Annotated in this window: 17 protein-coding genes and 1 pseudogene; 5 read left to right on the top strand and 13 right to left on the bottom strand. The window is 45.1% G+C overall.

The features are described from left to right. Nucleotides 1-179: 179 nt before the first annotated feature. Entirely contained in the window at nt 180-812 is a 633-nt protein-coding gene (locus J2T19_RS12005; protein ID WP_145046503.1) for an O-methyltransferase, read from the bottom strand. Between the two features lie 296 nt (nt 813-1108). Between J2T19_RS12005 and J2T19_RS12000 the strand changes: the two genes are divergently transcribed. The 3 genes from J2T19_RS12000 to J2T19_RS11990 all read left to right on the top strand — a co-directional run bounded on the left by J2T19_RS12000 (nt 1109) and on the right by J2T19_RS11990 (nt 5350). Further along, nucleotides 1109-2260 (top strand): THUMP domain-containing class I SAM-dependent RNA methyltransferase, encoded by a 1152-nt coding sequence (locus tag J2T19_RS12000; RefSeq protein WP_307215932.1) that lies wholly within the window; start codon nt 1109-1111, stop codon nt 2258-2260. A gap of 217 nt (nt 2261-2477) precedes the next feature. After that, a complete protein-coding gene (locus J2T19_RS11995) occupies nt 2478-4457 on the top strand; it encodes an LTA synthase family protein (protein WP_307215931.1) in 1980 nt (659 codons plus the stop codon). A gap of 161 nt (nt 4458-4618) precedes the next feature. Next, a complete protein-coding gene (locus J2T19_RS11990) occupies nt 4619-5350 on the top strand; it encodes a DsbA family oxidoreductase (protein ID WP_307215929.1) in 732 nt (243 codons plus the stop codon). A 291-nt stretch (nt 5351-5641) separates the two neighbouring features. On the opposite strand, the gene J2T19_RS11985 is transcribed toward J2T19_RS11990, so the two are convergent. Both J2T19_RS11985 and J2T19_RS11980 read right to left on the bottom strand, forming a co-directional pair. Continuing rightward, nucleotides 5642-6472, bottom strand: a complete 831-nt coding sequence (locus J2T19_RS11985) for an aldo/keto reductase (protein ID WP_056695349.1) — start codon at nt 6470-6472, stop codon at nt 5642-5644. A gap of 140 nt (nt 6473-6612) precedes the next feature. Further along, nucleotides 6613-6894, bottom strand: coding sequence for a hypothetical protein (locus J2T19_RS11980; protein ID WP_056695352.1), 282 nt, complete (start codon nt 6892-6894; stop codon nt 6613-6615). Between the two features lie 152 nt (nt 6895-7046). Here J2T19_RS11980 and J2T19_RS11975 point away from each other — a divergent pair, with 152 nt between their 5' ends. Continuing rightward, nucleotides 7047-7454, top strand: coding sequence for a hypothetical protein (locus J2T19_RS11975; protein WP_307215925.1), 408 nt, complete (start codon nt 7047-7049; stop codon nt 7452-7454). A gap of 65 nt (nt 7455-7519) precedes the next feature. On the opposite strand, the gene J2T19_RS11970 is transcribed toward J2T19_RS11975, so the two are convergent. The 10 genes and pseudogenes from J2T19_RS11970 to J2T19_RS11925 form a co-directional block, all read right to left on the bottom strand. Further along, nucleotides 7520-7741: a YuzB family protein gene (locus tag J2T19_RS11970; RefSeq protein WP_056695355.1), complete on the bottom strand. Its 222-nt coding sequence runs from the start codon at nt 7739-7741 to the stop codon at nt 7520-7522. Nucleotides 7742-7762: 21 nt separating this feature from the next. After that, a complete protein-coding gene (locus J2T19_RS11965) occupies nt 7763-8065 on the bottom strand; it encodes a hypothetical protein (RefSeq protein WP_056695357.1) in 303 nt (100 codons plus the stop codon). Between the two features lie 142 nt (nt 8066-8207). Then, complete coding sequence (locus J2T19_RS11960) at nt 8208-8465, bottom strand: hypothetical protein (protein WP_307215921.1); 258 nt, start codon at nt 8463-8465, stop codon at nt 8208-8210. A 206-nt stretch (nt 8466-8671) separates the two neighbouring features. After that, nucleotides 8672-9889: a M14 family metallopeptidase gene (locus J2T19_RS11955; protein ID WP_307215919.1), complete on the bottom strand. Its 1218-nt coding sequence runs from the start codon at nt 9887-9889 to the stop codon at nt 8672-8674. Between the two features lie 232 nt (nt 9890-10121). Then, nucleotides 10122-10931 (bottom strand): glutamate racemase, encoded by an 810-nt coding sequence (gene racE, locus J2T19_RS11950; RefSeq protein ID WP_307215959.1) that lies wholly within the window; start codon nt 10929-10931, stop codon nt 10122-10124. 233 nt (nt 10932-11164) lie between these two features. Further along, nucleotides 11165-11560 carry a YtxH domain-containing protein gene (locus J2T19_RS11945; protein WP_307215917.1) on the bottom strand — a complete coding sequence of 132 codons (396 nt, stop codon included), beginning with the start codon at nt 11558-11560 and terminating at the stop codon, nt 11165-11167. A gap of 168 nt (nt 11561-11728) precedes the next feature. Beyond that, entirely contained in the window at nt 11729-12697 is a 969-nt protein-coding gene (locus J2T19_RS11940) for a DUF4261 domain-containing protein (protein ID WP_307215915.1), read from the bottom strand. Between the two features lie 18 nt (nt 12698-12715). Next, entirely contained in the window at nt 12716-13171 is a 456-nt protein-coding gene (locus J2T19_RS11935; protein ID WP_145045976.1) for a DUF86 domain-containing protein, read from the bottom strand. Between the two features lie 176 nt (nt 13172-13347). After that, the gene (locus J2T19_RS11930) at nt 13348-13635 is read right to left on the bottom strand and encodes a Dabb family protein (RefSeq protein WP_145045974.1); all 288 of its coding nucleotides are present in this window, start codon (nt 13633-13635) and stop codon (nt 13348-13350) included. A 266-nt stretch (nt 13636-13901) separates the two neighbouring features. Next, nucleotides 13902-14324 (bottom strand): annotated as a pseudogene (locus tag J2T19_RS11925) (phage holin family protein); the annotation flags it as partial. Between the two features lie 418 nt (nt 14325-14742). On the opposite strand from J2T19_RS11925, the gene J2T19_RS11920 reads away from it, so the two are divergent. After that, a complete protein-coding gene (locus J2T19_RS11920) occupies nt 14743-15339 on the top strand; it encodes a helix-turn-helix domain-containing protein (protein WP_056695369.1) in 597 nt (198 codons plus the stop codon). The last annotated feature ends 168 nt before the right edge of the window (nt 15340-15507 follow it).

The raw sequence follows: 15507 nt of genomic DNA, 5'->3' as shown, positions 1-15507 counted from the left end.
CGGTATACGTCTGAAATGTTTGTCCTTTTTTCGCCATAAAAAAATATCCCCTCCAAGTCTCACTTGAACCCTCATGATAACATGAAGGTTTTTTTTAAGTGTCTACTTAAAGGGGATAATACCACCGCTTCGGCTTTTTTTCCTGTGTTTTCAACTAAGCTCAACTGAGTTCAGTGGATCTATTTCACCCAAGCCAGCGCCAAACCGTCATAGTCCGGCAGCATAGTCGTGACAAGACGTGGATCACTCGCCATCTGCTCGTTGAAACGACGCACAGCAAGCACAGCCGGGCCTTGCTTGTCCGGATTTAGCGTGCGACCTCGTAGGAAACAGTTGTCCCCTACAATGACTGCACCTGGACGCGCCAAGCGAATCGCATAATCGAGATAAACCGGATAATTTTCCTTATCTGCGTCAATAAAGAAGAAGTCGAAGGTACGCCCTTCCTGTACCAATTGCTCCAGACTGTCTGCCGCAGGTCCGATCCGGTACTGCACTTGGCTGCCAAATCCACCTTCCTCCAGATGCCCTCGAGCCATCGCTGCATACTCTTCTTTCAGTTCAAGCGAAGTCAAGCTCCCTCCTTCGCTTAAACCACGAGCCAGGCAGATGCCGCTGTACCCGCCCAGCACACCAATTTCGAGTACAGCTTCCGCTTTCGAGGTTTTCGCCAGAAAGGTCAGCAGGCGTCCATACGCCGCAGCCACTGAAACCTCCGGCATGCCATTCGCACGAATGGCCTCTTTAACTTTTAACAAGAGCTCATCCTCTTGAAATAATTGATTTACATATTCGTCAGGGGTCAGATTCACCACGAAGTTCCTCCTTGCAAACTTGGATTCCTTTCCATATAGATGCCCTTGGACAGCTTTCCGTATAAATGCCCTTGGGTAGCTTTCCATATGGATGCCAATGTTTTATAATGAATGTTTGTTATTCAACACAGTGCAGCACGCACTACACACGAATGACCTGCATTGAAGTCTATGCGGGTAAGCCGCATTACTCATTGTAAGTTTTTTCACGGAAAGCGGCAAGGCCGCGCCGTTACTATATCGCCGCCAGAGGGAAAGCCCCTGCGGCTCGAAATGGAGTTGAATGAATTCATATGGCTCGATTGCAATTGATTGCAACCTCTGCAATGGGACTTGAGGCCGTTGTTGCCCGGGAACTGAAACAGCTTGGGTATGAGGATGCCAGGGTCGATAATGGCCGAGTATTTTTCACAGGAGATTATATTGATATTTGTCGCTGTAACCTGTGGCTGAGAAGTTCCGATCGCGTGCTGGTTAACATGGGCGAATTCCCCGCAACCACATTTGATGAATTGTTTGAGGGCACCAAAGCACTACCATGGGAAGAATGGATTCCCGCAAATGGTGAATTCCCGGTGGAAGGACGCTCCCAGAAATCCCAGCTGAGTAGCGTACCTGCATCCCAAGGTATCGTCAAAAAGGCGATTGTTGAGAAATTAAAACTCACTCATCAGACGGAATGGTTTCCTGAGAATGGAGCACGCTATGTGATTGAGGTTATTCTGCTTAATGACCGTGCTTTGCTTACGCTGGATACGACAGGGCCAGGACTTCACAAACGTGGATACCGCAAACTTGTTACGGAAGCGCCGCTTAAAGAAACCTTGGCAGCTGCTCTGATCCAGCTCAGTCGCTGGAATGTTTCCCGCCCGTTCTACGATCCATGCTGCGGCTCAGGCACCATGCTGATTGAAGCTGCTATGATTGGATGGAATATCGCACCAGGGCTTCGCCGCACATTTAATTCCGAAAATTGGGATGTAATCCCTGCTGAACTATGGGAACAAGCACGGGAAGAGGCTTTTGACGCTGTACGTGATGATGTACCATTACAGATTTCGGGTAGTGATATTGATCCTGAGGCAATTGAAGTTGCACAAGCGGCAATCAAAAGCGCAGGCTTTGCCAAGGATATTGAGGTAAGCGTTCTTCCTGCTCACCGCGCAAAACCACAAGGGGAATATGGCGTAATCATCACCAACCCACCTTACGGTGAACGTTTGAGTGAAGAAAAAGAAGTGCAGAAGTTGCTCCGTTCCCTTGGACGTTCTTATCTGGAGATGCCAACATGGTCGTTCTTTGCAATCACCTCCACCAAAGCATTTGAAGAGTACTTCGGACACAAAGCGGACAAGCGCCGCAAACTGTTTAATGGACGGATCGAGACCCAATATTATCAGTATCTGGGACCACTCCCCCCACGTAATAAATCTACTCAAGCTTAAACGTAAATGCGATCATCTGAGTGTTCGCTCCTTTTAGGAGAGGACGCTCTTTTTTTATGTCACTTGTATGGTATCTCTTAGAAAATTCCATACTACACAGCGTAATACTAGAGGTTAATCACCACCTGCTGGTTGAAAAGCACCCAAGCCACGCTATAATGAATGAAGCTCCATTTACATTCCGATAACAAAACTTTTACAAAGGGAGACAACATTCATGGTTTTCACTTCGTCTTCACGTAGTAGCACGCTACGTAGACTTCTACATCATCCTTTATCGTTGTATCTGTTATTCATTGCGCTCATGCTGCTCAAATTAATGTGGCTACACCACAACTTGCATGCCTACAACATTACGATGGGACTGTTGGACAATATTATCGCGATCGGCTCCCTGCTCCTCATTTCCTTTTGGACATGGTGGTTGCCTCGGAAAGGCTATAAGATATCGCTAATCGCACTAAACTTAATCCTTACAGCACTTATCTACGCAGATATGGTCTATTATCGCTATTTCCAGGATTTCCTTACCATTCCTGTCCTTTTACAAGCTAAACAGGTCGATGCACTTGGAGATAGTATCGCGACGCTTCTTAAACCTAGTGACCTGCTGTTCTTTGCGGACTGGATTGTATTCGTGATCTATGGTGTTGTACGCATCCTAACGAGACGTTCAGACGCTAACCGCTCAAGTCGGTATGGATACAATGATCTACCTTACGGACACAATCGCAGCAAGACTCGTACACGTCGGTTTACGGCCGGTAGCATCGCTTTAGTGTTAGGACTATCCCTTGCGGTTGGGCCGATTTATTACTACAGCAAAACCTGGGCAAAAGGGCTGTTCGATAACAATTGGTGGAATGTCTCCATGTATAACGTTACTGGGCTGCTGGCATTCCACGGTTATGATCTGTACAACTACGCCAAGGATCAGATCGGATCAGGATCTGAAGCTGATCCTGCTGATGTCGAGCTGGTCAAATCCTTTTTTACCGAAAAACAGAATCAACCCTCGCAGACCGGCAGCGCACTGTTCGGTAAATATAAAGACAGTAACGTTATCGTTGTTCAAGGTGAAGCATTTATGAACTTCATGATTGGGCAGAGTATCGGTGGTCAGGAGATTACGCCTCATTTCAACGAATTGATGAAAGAAAGCCAATATTACAGTCATTTCTATCACCAGACCGGGCAGGGCAGGACATCGGATGCTGATTTTGGAGCTAACATTTCGTTACACCCCTTGCCTATCGGCTCAGCATTTGTACGTTACGCAGACCATGCCTATGATTCCTTACCTTCAATCCTGAAGGACAATGGATACAGCACGAATGTTTTTCATGCCTATGAGAGTGGATTCTGGAATCGCTATACGATGTATCAGAATATGAACTACGATAAGTTTTATAGCAAAAATGATTTTGTACAGGACGATCCACTTGGCTGGTCTTTATCCGACCTCTCTTTTTTCAGACAGTCTGTTGAGAAAATGGATAGCGAGGTATCAGAGCCTTTCTACTCTTTCCTTATAACACTTTCCAGTCATCATCCGTATGCCTTACCTGTTGATAAACAGGAGCTGGATGTAGGGGAATTCCAAGGTACGATGTTTGGTAATTACCTGCAATCCGTTCATTATGTAGATTCAGCACTAGGTAGTCTGGTCGAGGATTTGAAAAATCGCGGATTGTGGGATAAAACGATATTTATGTTCTATGGCGATCACGATAATTCCATTAAGGAACAGGCGCAATACGAAAACTTTCTGGGTAGATCGTTAAACCAGCTTGATATGGAGCAGATTATGAATGAGGTGCCACTGCTTGTACATTTACCAGATGGAGGCGAGGCTGGAACCTTTGATGAACCCGCAGGACAGCTTGATATCACGCCGTCTGTGCTCCATCTATTGGGCATCTCCGATCAATCCTACTACCACATGGGCAATGATGTTTACGATGGCTCTAGTCGGACTGTAGTGTTGCGTAATGGGGCGTTTACGGATGGTTCTGTGTTCTACATTCCGTCCGATGATTACATCTATGAGCATGGTTCCTGTTATGACTTATCCTCCCGTGGTGAAACGGATATTAACGCCTGCCGGGCAGGACATGATGAAGCTTCGAAACGACTTCGTGTGTCCGACACAATCATTACCTATGATTTAATCACACGCTTGCGTGAGGGACTATAAAGCGAATCGGCAGTGCTGATGCAAGACTATTTATGTCTTCAGCACTCCTTTCTTTTATCCAATGTAAATTGCACCCTTGCGAAAAATATAAAGTCACTATATAATTGTAACTAGGATAGTTTCATTTACAGTTGATTTACAGAAAAACGGAGGTTATTCGAATGAATATTGAGATATGGTCTGATTTTATGTGTCCTTTCTGCTATATTGGTAAACGTCGTTTAGAAAATGTATTGGAGCAATTTCCACACCGGAATGAAGTGAAATTTGAGTTCAAGAGCTTCGAACTTGACCCTAATGCTGAAGTACACACAGGCAAAACCAACACAGATTACTTAGTTTCTAAGTACAATATTAGTATAGAACAAGCACAAGGCATGAATGCACAGATGAATGCCAATGCTCGGACAGCAGGTCTGGAGTACAACATTGATGCGATGGTACCCACCAACTCTTTCGCTGCTCATCGCTTGACACATTGGGCGAAGTCTCAAGACAAAGCGCTTGAGCTAAGTGAACGGTTATTCCAAGCTGTATTCATTGAGGGCAAGCATGTCGGCGATCATGAGGTATTACTCCAACTGGCTGAAGAAGTGGGATTAGATCGTAGTGCAGCGGCTGTCGTCTTGGAAAGCAATCAATTTGCTGAACAAGTTCGCGCAGATCAAGCTGAAGGCGAACAGCTCGGCATTCGAGGCGTACCATTCTTCGTACTGGATCGTAAATTCGCTATATCTGGTGCTCAGCCTGACGAAGTGTTCCTTGATGCCATCCAGAAAGCATGGGACGAGCGTTCCCCATTCACGATGGTTGAGTCAAGTGCAGCAGACAATGAAGGTAGCGGTGTGTGTACAGAAGATGGCTGTGAAGTTCCACAACGCGATTCAAAATAATAAACAAACACAAAAGCAGCAGGAGCAAGGGAATCCCCCCAATCCTGCTGCTTTTTTTATTTATAACATACACACAGCTCATTGTAATAAATTTTCGTTTAGTAAACAGTTAGAGCAAAGGAAACGGAATCGATTCTGTAGAAGCGAAGCGTTCGCCTTTGTCTCCCGAATTTCAACCTCTAAAAACTTATGATCAGGAAACTTTGGAGACAACAGCGATCGGAAGAACGATCCGTTCCATATCCTCACTAACCAATGATTAAACACTCGTATTACAACTTAGCCTACTCCTTAATCCCAGAAAAGTTGATCCGGATGTGGACCTGTCCGTTTGTCCGCATCCATAGCATCAATCTGTCTAAGCTCATCCGGTGTTAATTCAAAGTCAAAGATATCCGCATTTTCACGGATACGCTCTGGTGTCACAGACTTCGGAATGGTCACAATCTGATTCTGAATGTCCCAACGCAAAATCACTTGTGCAGGTGTTTTGCCATACTTTTGGGCAATTGCTTTTAACGTGGATTCATTATTTAGCTTGCCTTTCATAATCGGGCTCCACGCCTCAAGCTGAATGCCTTGCTCCCCACAGAAGTCCTGTAATTCCTGCTGGATCAAGCCTGGATGTAATTCCACCTGATTGACAGCAGGTACCGTGCCACCTTCATCTATAATATCGCGCAAATGATGTACCTGAAAATTACTTACACCAATGGCACGTACACTTCCCTCACTATATAACCGTTCAAAAGCTCTCCACGTTTCCTTATATTGATCTCGTCCAGGCCAATGGATTAAGTATAAGTCAATGACATTAAGTCCTAAAGCCTTCTGACTCGCTTCAAATGCGCGAAGGGTGGAGTCAAAACCTTGATCCTCATTCCAAAGTTTTGTTGTGACAAACAATTCATTCCGAGCAATACCACTGCTGGCAATGGCTTGTCCTACTTCCTCTTCATTTCCGTAGATGGAAGCAGTGTCTATACTCCGGTATCCTACCTCCAAAGCCGTTTCAACGGCTTGGTGTACTTCTTTTCCCTTCGCTTTATATGTTCCGAATCCCAGCCATGGCATGGTTACTCCGTTGTTCAGTATCGTGCAGTCTGTAATATGTTTTGTCATCGTCTACCTCCCACTTGGAATTTGCCTGCTCATGCTTTATTAACCTTCTGACAAAATTTCAAGCGGAATCATCGGAGATCACATGCAAAAAAACTCGCAAAGCGGTGAGCTCTGCGAGTTTCGTTTGGTGACAGGAACGTTTAGAAATCCTTTGGTTGCTTTTGATTCCGGATCGAGTTCAATCTTCTCTTCTCCTCGGCGAACATTTCCTCCGCCAATTCTACGCCTTGACCACCAAGTGAACGCTCCGCTTGACGCATCGCCTGTTCGGTGTGAGCCAAACGACGACTTGCCTGCTCAATGGTTTGTTCTGTTGGATGAGACATCGCTTGAGAAACAGCATAGTGAAGTTTGTTCACCGCATTTTGCGCCTGAGATACGGTTGTACCCGCCTGCAAACTGGAATCATAACGCTTCGGCATAGTTATTCCTCCTTGGGATCATGTTCCTGTTACCTCTATAGGATGGTTAACCCAAGGCTTCCTTATTCTCTTTTTCGAACGTAAAATGTCGTAACTTTATACTTATCCATTTCGTTAATTAGAGTAAGTTGTTTTAAGAGGAGGAATCATTTTTGCGTAAATGGCTTATGTTGCTCATCTTCGTATGTCTAGTGGGTCTAATCAACGCCTGCAATCGGACAGGGTATGAGATTACCGGATATACCGCTTCATCGATAAATGCCCAGTTTCCTGTTCCAACCAATGCCAAGCAAATTAACTTAACAACAAATTCGGGGAATCCCAATATTAAAGTAGCTGTTACCTATGAATTGAAAAATATAGGCGGAGAACTGGGTCTCTATCCTCCACCTGATTATTTCCAAAAGTTAGCCAATGAAGGCTGGATAGAGATCGAGAACGAACGTTTAGGTCATGTGCACTTTTTGCAAAAAGAAGACCGCATCATCGCCCTTGAAATCCGTGAGGACACCTTCAAAATATACGAAATGAAGCCAGATTTCGAATTCAAACAAAAATAAGAGAGGCCATAGGCCTCTCTCTGCTGGATAACAAGCATATCATGCTCGTATCATCTATGAAGCGTTTATTTGACGAATTTCGCTACTTTTGCCAACACTTCTTCTTCCGAAGGAGCACTGATGTACCGACCGTTAATAAAAACGAAAGCACGTTTCGCACAAGGACCACAATAGGATTTACATCCAATCTTGATCTCTGTGTCTGGAGCCATTTTCTCCAGCTTAGGCACGATGGACTTCAACCGAATGTGATTACATTTTTCGCATACGCGGATATCGTTAGCCATGATTTCCCCTTCTTCAAGCTCCTAGTGATCGCCGTGATTGCCTTTGGAGGGATTCGTAATAACGAAGCCTTCTTGAGGAAGATACAGGTAATCAATTTTCACGCCATCCAGCAATGGTTGATCATTCTCAATAATGACATCGATGTCTTTATCCGTAGATACTACCGTGTCATTCTCTTTTGGTGTATCCAGATCAAGTCCGTAGTGAGCATGATCCCCGTGTGCATGTGTAATAACAACACGCAATTTTTTGCCTTCGTTCTCAGGCTTGTCCAATTCAAGTTTCAATACTTTAGCCGCATTGCGAGTGATTTTGCAGTTCATGTGCTTCATCTCCTATATCGTAATTGCTGGTTACAACAATTTCAGCATTCTTAAACTCCAGCATCTATTGTAAAGAAAGTTTTGGCTCTTCGCAATAACAATGATTCTAGACAGGTGTTAGAATGATGCATTTCGCATAAATTTATGATGCTGTACTGGAAGGAAGGACTGGATATTTACGTTCAGCACGGCTTACAAACCAGTTCATCAATATAAGCGTGACTCCAATATCGTCAATTGGCATGAACGGCATCACATCAGGTAGAACCCAGTATAACAATGCCGGGACAATAAATAACAATTTTTCGCGTAATGGAATCTCCGTTGCCCGCAATAGACGCGGGAGCCTTCTAAACACTTCCGACCATCGTTTAAATGACAACAATCTTCTCCACTTCATAGGATTCCTCCTCATGCTGACTATCTATAATATGTGAGTGACTCACACATTGGCTATTCCTCCGATCCGAAGCAGCTGACCGAAGGAACAACGAATGCCCAAAAGTGAATCTTTTTTTTAGAAAACTTCTGTTGCACACAGGCCATGTTACGGCACCTGTGTCTGTTATACGAACAATACATTCATATCGTTTCATTCTCTACCGTTTAATCACTAGATTCATAGGATAATAGCTCTGCCAACAACATGCCAACCTCCACACAGATATCATCGAACTGCTCTATGGGTAATGGATTAATTCCGAGACCGACTTCTACGGTAAAACCAGGCTTGCGATACTCCTGGATGAACCAGTCCTTGTACCCTGCATCACTGCCGCCTAATTTTACAGCTTTGTATCCAGATACCTTCGCCAATCTTCGGGATAACGGTGCACTTTCTCTAGGCTCCAAATCCCGGTAGTTCCAGTAGATCTCTTGCCCTTGACTATGCAAAGATACGACTACATCGAACTCATGCTGCCGCGTCCACTCGGCTAGAGCCAGCGCCTCCGGCTCACATAACGGAGCTGTTCCTGCATAATCACGAGGACCAGGTGACGTCATTCCCCTTCTAGCCGCCTCTTCCTCCCAGTGGGCTGGAAATTGATCATTCAGATCCACTCCCCTTATGTTTGCTTTCCAATGAGTAAAGTGAGCCCGCTCTGTATTCCAAGCCAGCAGTTGTTCAGCATGTGGATGCTGATTTACAATACCCTCCTGCACCAACTCAACTCCATCCGGATTAACCATCGGAACCACCCACAGTGTTGTATCCTTCATCCAGCGCTGAGGATCAAACCGATACCACGGTTTATGGCAACTGTAGGCTCTAGCATACTCTTCAATAAACCGCATCACCACGGCTGTAGTTAGCCATTCATTAGCATGGACGGAAGCATTGACATGGATATGTCTCGAACCCTCACCAATTCGTAAATAGTGCAAAGGTTTACCCATCACACTTGTGCCGATCGAACCTGTCTCCACAAAGGGAAAATGACTGCTCAATAATGCAATATCCCGATGTAATTCACGGAAGCCATACTCTCCCTTTAACCTAACTATAGCTTTTCCACCGGATTCAGGAATATGAATGCACCGACCACACCAATCGCTCACGTTGGTGATTTCAGGATTGCCTTTCCGTAATTCATCTTCGCTCAGACCAAAACGAGCTGCTATTGTACCGACATGCTCACCTGGCTGAACAGCATATCTCCGCCCTGTTCCAGGTAAGATCCGCAACATCTGTCCTGCCAGCAAATAAGGTTGGGATGTTGCTTCTGGATTTAGCGCAGCAAGCAATTCGCTTGTCATGTGATGCGCTGACGCTATACGAGCCACTGTGTCACCTGGCTGTACAATGATCCACTGTAATTCCATGTGCAATCTCCTTTCACTGAGCGAGATTTACTCTTGCGATCTGTTCTTACTACCGTCTGTTCTCCTCTATATCCTGATCATGTTATATATGTATGCTCACCCGCTCGTCCGTCATGTGACATATTTCGCAGACTTCTTCCCTCTCTATAGATAACAAAAATCCCAGAGCCTTCGGCTTCTGGGAGGGAGAAAAACAATATTGGATCATATGAATACGGTTGAATCGAAATGATTAGGACAATTGCGTGACCTGCCATACAACAGGTGTTTTTGAGATTTGCTCTCCGAGCCACTGCCTTGTAATATTTTGGAACATACGAGGATCCCCTGTACAGAAAAATTGATGCACTGGCGTATCGTTTCCACTGGCCAATTTTCGTTTATCATACAAAATCGTACTGATTTCTCTCGCCGTCTCATCTGCCGAACTAATGAGTTTCACTTCCTGCCCCATCACTTCCTGAATCGTTTCCATCAAGAATGGATAATGGGTACAGCCTAGAATCAGACAATCAATCGGCTGTTGCTTAATCTGGCTTAAGGACTGCTCTACTGTCATCGTTGTTTGTTCGGATCGGAATTCACCTTGCTCGACTAACGGCACAAGTGCCGGGCAAGCCTGGCTGACTACATCAATATAGGGTGACAATTGTTTGAGTGCGGAGGTGTATGCGCCGCTGCCGATCGTTCCCACGGTGCCAATGACACCGATGCGTCCTGTACGTGTAGCTGTAATAGCGGCACGCGCTCCTGGATGAATCACGCCGATTACTGGAACCTTCACCTTAGCCCGAATATAGTCGAGCGCTGCTGCTGTAGCCGTGTTACAGGCGATAACGATGACCTTGGGATCAAATTGGATCAAGAAATCTACGATTTGTTCCGTGAATTGTTTAACTTGTTCGGACGAACGGGGTCCGTACGGTGTCCGGGCAGTATCTCCAAAATAAATGACCTTTTCCCGTGGGAGCTGGCGCATCACTTCCTTTGCGACCGTTAATCCCCCTACACCCGAGTCTAATATAGCGATTGCTTGCTGCACGAACACACCGCTTCCTTCTTCATTGAATTGGTTCTCATATCTAGTAAAGCTCAAATTGTTTTCTTCCTACCGTATGACATTTCAGGCAAAAAGGTACCACCATCTTACCCGATTTTATCATAGGGTTCAATTAAAAATACCCACAGTGCACCTCTCTCGCGATTAGCGCACACAACAAAGCAGGCTCTCCTCCATCTGCATGAGGAAAGCCTGCTGCTTATGTCAAGCGTGGCTTAGTTATCGTCTTTTGAATCATCGGTAGGCAATTTAGCTACGACAACACTGTCCGATTCATTTGCCAAGATGTCACTGTCAGACTGAACCGGAGCATTCGAATCTGTAATTACTGCGGAGACCCGCAGTTCTTTACCTTCGGCACAATTGCGCCATGATTGAATGTCCTGGATGACAACGTCAGCCGTTTCTTTCACTTTAGATACGATCTGATTACCCTGTTCACCAACCTTAACAGCCAACTCTTGACCTTTCTCCGTCACCTGACGCGCACCTTCGGAAATATCCTGACGAAGTTCACGTCCTGACTTTGGTGCCAGCAATAACGCAGTTACCGAACCAACCACTGAGCCGATTAATGCGCCCCACAATAAACTTTTGTTTGATTCCTTCACGCAACATCTCTCCTCTTCTTCGAGTTAAGTACCGGATTACAAGCACTGATGTTGTGACTTACTAACCCGGGCGAATGCCTACTCTGTTGATGCAGTATAGTCAGTAAGGGCTTGACCTGACACTCCAAATATCAAAAAACTTTCATGGTCATACTCTCACCGTTACGTTTAACGGTTATGCTGAGCTGGTTCCAACGAAGAATCTTCATTTGTATTCCCAGGATCAAGATCAATAACATAACGTCCCGGGGCAATCAGTGCGGCTTGGTGTTCACACCGCCAGCGTCGCCCGCCCGAGGAACCCAGCGTTTGTCCATCCTGTAGCACATCACCTTGATCGAATATGTAGTATGCTGCTCCAAGCAAGGTTTGAGCCACTGTATCTGGATCAAGACCAGTGAAGTGACACTGAACATCAGGAACCCCGAGCGCGGACAGTCCAACCGTATCCATCACAAGTTCGCGCTGCTCTTCTGTTCCACCAGCCTGATACATTCTGACGTTCATCGCTGCATAGAGATGCTCTTCTCGTTCCTGTGATTGCTTATACGCTGCTGGTTCAACAAGTTTATCACTGCCGTACCAATACATCGCCTCACACGGCAAGACTTCAAGCACAGCCTGCAATGTCTTCTGGAACAGCCCTAATCGCTGCTTGCGCGGCAGCGCAGCAGTAAACATATCGTGAATCCGAATCGAATACGTAGCTCCCTGGACTGCCTGTTCTGCCTCTGTCCAATGCCAAGCTTGCTGAAGTGCACCTGCAAAGCGTGAGATATCCTTCATCTCAGTCGCGGCAAGCATACAGGTTTGTGCTGGGATATCCCCTTCCTGGAATGAAACCTTGTGATCCAGATGGTAGAAAACCAGCATCTCTGCGTTCGACTCTGCTGAAGCATGGATCTCATCCTGCGAATTTGTTTCTTGCGGTTGCTTGTCGCTGTTCGTGACTGCAGTTTGTTGTTTCACAGTAAGTCGAACTTGTCCCGTATAACGACTTAGCGCTTCTTGCAAACGAACGTGATTGATTTCCGGGCACTTGTCAAACAACAGTTCAACCATGTAAACCGGATGAAATCCAGATGGCGCATCCTGCTTGTCATTTCCTTTTAATTCTTCATTCTGTATATCTGTCATGCTGCTTCCCCTCATTCCTTACTCTGTCCCTCGATCTGCCTGATTCGTAAAAGGATCGAGTTCTCGATCTACATAAGCGCTCACTTGGTCTGCAAAGCGTTCAAGTATTTCGGGTAGGTCTGAACTCAGTGGATGCAGTTCTCCTCGATTCCAACTGAAATAATCTTGTACGAGTGGCTTCCGCAAAGTAACAAGCTGACGAAGCACTTCGTATATTGAAGCGTCAAATACCTTCTCTTCATGATTAATCTCGATAATATCGTCATAGCTGCTAGCATCCCTCATAATAAAACCATCGATGAGATAGCTTCCGACGTCCGTGACGATCTCAATCGCCAGATGCAGACATCGTTCCTGCACCAGCCCCATCATAAGACCGCCATCCCAGGCTTGTGTTGAAAGGCGTAGCCCCTCGGCTACCTCCGGTACCGCAGCAAGCCTATGGGCAATCTGCTCTTTATTTACGTAGTACAATACATTTCACTTCCTGTTCAGTGAATTATCGGTTCCGTTTGCCTCTTCGTTTCAACCAAAATATCATCACAGGACAAGCGATCAGGAACACGATAAAAATATATAAAAATTCCATTACGTCTCTTAAATCGCTCATACCCGCTCTCCTTTAGTCGCTTCTTAATGAGATACGCAAATTAGAATTCGTAGTCAACGGCGATCGATTGTTCTCTAACTTCGTTCATATACTTAATTACTTCTTGATGAAGCGGATGTACCTGATACGCTTGCAGATCATCAAGAGATGCAAACTCGGCTGTCAGAGAAATATCAAAGGATCTGTCTGAGCGAAGCACGTCTATACCTACATCCAGCGATACAAGAACATCAATTTTACCTTCCAAGTTACGAAGCACATTGGCAGCTTCTTCAATACGTTCTGGTGAACGATCTTTCATTTTGAACAGGACAATATGTTTAATCATCGAACAAACACCTCGTTTGTGAATTAATAGTGGAATGAATGTTTTTTCATGTATTCAAAATATATCATAACGTTATCTATTACGAAAGGATACTTGAAAACGTTCTCTAGACGAATAAGCAAAATAAAGACATACACAATCCAAAAAGGCTACTTTGTGGGTTGTTCTTCTTCTGGCTCACTGACGCTGTCCACAGATTTCTGCTGCTTCTCTTGCTCGGATTTGGACTTCTGATGTTCTGTATTAGTCGGCTTCGCCCACTCCTTATCGGACAACTCTTCCTGTTTCTTAAGTACAGCAATGGCCTGTCTAAGCTTGTTCGGCAATGGAAGACCGATCTTGGCATAGTTTTCAGTAATCGATATCAATTCATTTACCAGATAAAAATATATCGCCCCGCCTTTGATAATATCCGTCCCCATTAATAAATCGATCCGATGTGCCAGCAGAATAACGGTCAGCATCAAGCCCTTGCGCGCAAGTCCCCAGAACCCAATATTGCTGTTTAACCCTGTTCCTGTCCTTACGGCGGCTGCAATCCCCGTTACATAATCGACAGCCATAGCAATGGCAAGCAGACTAAGCAATTGATCCCATCCTCCAAAAGCAAACGTCACGAACGCCCCTGAAATTGCAGCAAGTGTATTTACGGCCGGATACACGTTTCCCACCTCTCTCCCCTTAGTCATCCTACAAGATATGTAAGAATAAGAGATTTTGACAAGCCAACTACCTAGTTAAACTTGCGGATTTCACATTTCAGATTTGTGCACATTGCTGAAACAAGCCATTCACGAAAATCCAATAATCTTGGGGAAATAAGGTAAATAAACCGCATTGCATCAACAAAATTCAGTAAAAAGTAAATTAGTCCTAAAAATAGTTCTTAAGAATCACTTTATTATTCAATACGCTCTATTTCTCCTCGTAAATTTAGTGAATCATTGTAATCTAGGAATATACTAGGATGCAATTTGCACACCCACTAGTTCATAACTCCTCCTTCCTGACCGACTCCACAGCTCATATAATTCGATTCAGTTCAACAGGCACTTGAAAGTACCCCAACTCTTATTGTAGTATTTGGTTAAAAAAATCGGAGGAAATATGCCTAATCAACCAGAACAACATTCCATCCAGGCGTGGTCTCTGATCAACCGTAAATATTTGGGAAAAGGCGTCCGTGTCAAACGGTTCCGTAAACCGACACGCTGTCAAATTCGCAACCGTGTTCTTCTAGCCGTGCTGATGGCCAATGATATTAAGTTGTCCCAGCTCGCTGAAGACTTATCCATCTCTTCACGCAGTGTAAGCGCGTGGGTGTATGAAGGGCGGATACCCGGCAGTACCAATTTGGACAAGGCTTGTCAATTACTTGGATATCCACGCCACATTCTTTTTAATGAAGAGGTTGTGCGTCAGAGTCCAGTTATTTGTCAACCCGAGCCTTCCCGTTTCATGAAGCGTACGGTGACCCGTTCTCCGGTAAGTAACCGTATCTTGACAGGCTTGTGCATGGTCCATGATTTGTCGGTGACAGATGTCAGCCACTGGATCGGGGTTCACCCCGGCACCTTCCGCAAATGGCTGCATCAGGGAACGCTGCCTTCTGCTGCGTTTCAAGAACAAGCGGAGCAATTCTTCCGCATTCCGAAGACCATTTTGTTCGCAGATGTCATCTTGAAAGATCGTCACAATAACTAAAATTAGCGAGCAACCAAAAGGCTCTGTTATTCCTTAAGGAATACAGAGCCTTTTTAATATGACAAAATGGTATAACTTCTCTACCGGAATTACAACCGTTCTTTCCACTTCCTGATCTTGATAGATCTATTGTATATTCTCACTGGAAAATCCACACAATACCACTAA

This window comes from Paenibacillus tundrae (genome assembly GCF_030812775.1).
Classification (GTDB): domain Bacteria; phylum Bacillota; class Bacilli; order Paenibacillales; family Paenibacillaceae; genus Paenibacillus; species Paenibacillus tundrae_A.
The sequence above is the reverse complement of the archived record's forward strand: the minus strand, read 5'-3'. Positions and strand labels throughout refer to the sequence as shown.

What these genes read in the sequence shown, in the direction of transcription:
- J2T19_RS12000 (WP_307215932.1), top strand. Translation starts at nt 1,109, where the DNA reads ATGGCTCGATTGCAATTGATTGCAACCTCTGCAATGGGACTTGAGGCC.
- J2T19_RS11995 (WP_307215931.1), top strand. Translation starts at nt 2,478, where the DNA reads ATGGTTTTCACTTCGTCTTCACGTAGTAGCACGCTACGTAGACTTCTA.
- J2T19_RS11990 (WP_307215929.1), top strand. Translation starts at nt 4,619, where the DNA reads ATGAATATTGAGATATGGTCTGATTTTATGTGTCCTTTCTGCTATATT.
- J2T19_RS11985 (WP_056695349.1), bottom strand. Translation starts at nt 6,472, where the DNA reads ATGACAAAACATATTACAGACTGCACGATACTGAACAACGGAGTAACC.
- J2T19_RS11980 (WP_056695352.1), bottom strand. Translation starts at nt 6,894, where the DNA reads ATGCCGAAGCGTTATGATTCCAGTTTGCAGGCGGGTACAACCGTATCT.
- J2T19_RS11970 (WP_056695355.1), bottom strand. Translation starts at nt 7,741, where the DNA reads ATGGCTAACGATATCCGCGTATGCGAAAAATGTAATCACATTCGGTTG.
- J2T19_RS11965 (WP_056695357.1), bottom strand. Translation starts at nt 8,065, where the DNA reads ATGAACTGCAAAATCACTCGCAATGCGGCTAAAGTATTGAAACTTGAA.
- J2T19_RS11960 (WP_307215921.1), bottom strand. Translation starts at nt 8,465, where the DNA reads ATGAAGTGGAGAAGATTGTTGTCATTTAAACGATGGTCGGAAGTGTTT.
- J2T19_RS11955 (WP_307215919.1), bottom strand. Translation starts at nt 9,889, where the DNA reads ATGGAATTACAGTGGATCATTGTACAGCCAGGTGACACAGTGGCTCGT.
- J2T19_RS11940 (WP_307215915.1), bottom strand. Translation starts at nt 12,697, where the DNA reads ATGACAGATATACAGAATGAAGAATTAAAAGGAAATGACAAGCAGGAT.
- J2T19_RS11930 (WP_145045974.1), bottom strand. Translation starts at nt 13,635, where the DNA reads ATGATTAAACATATTGTCCTGTTCAAAATGAAAGATCGTTCACCAGAA.
- J2T19_RS11920 (WP_056695369.1), top strand. Translation starts at nt 14,743, where the DNA reads ATGCCTAATCAACCAGAACAACATTCCATCCAGGCGTGGTCTCTGATC.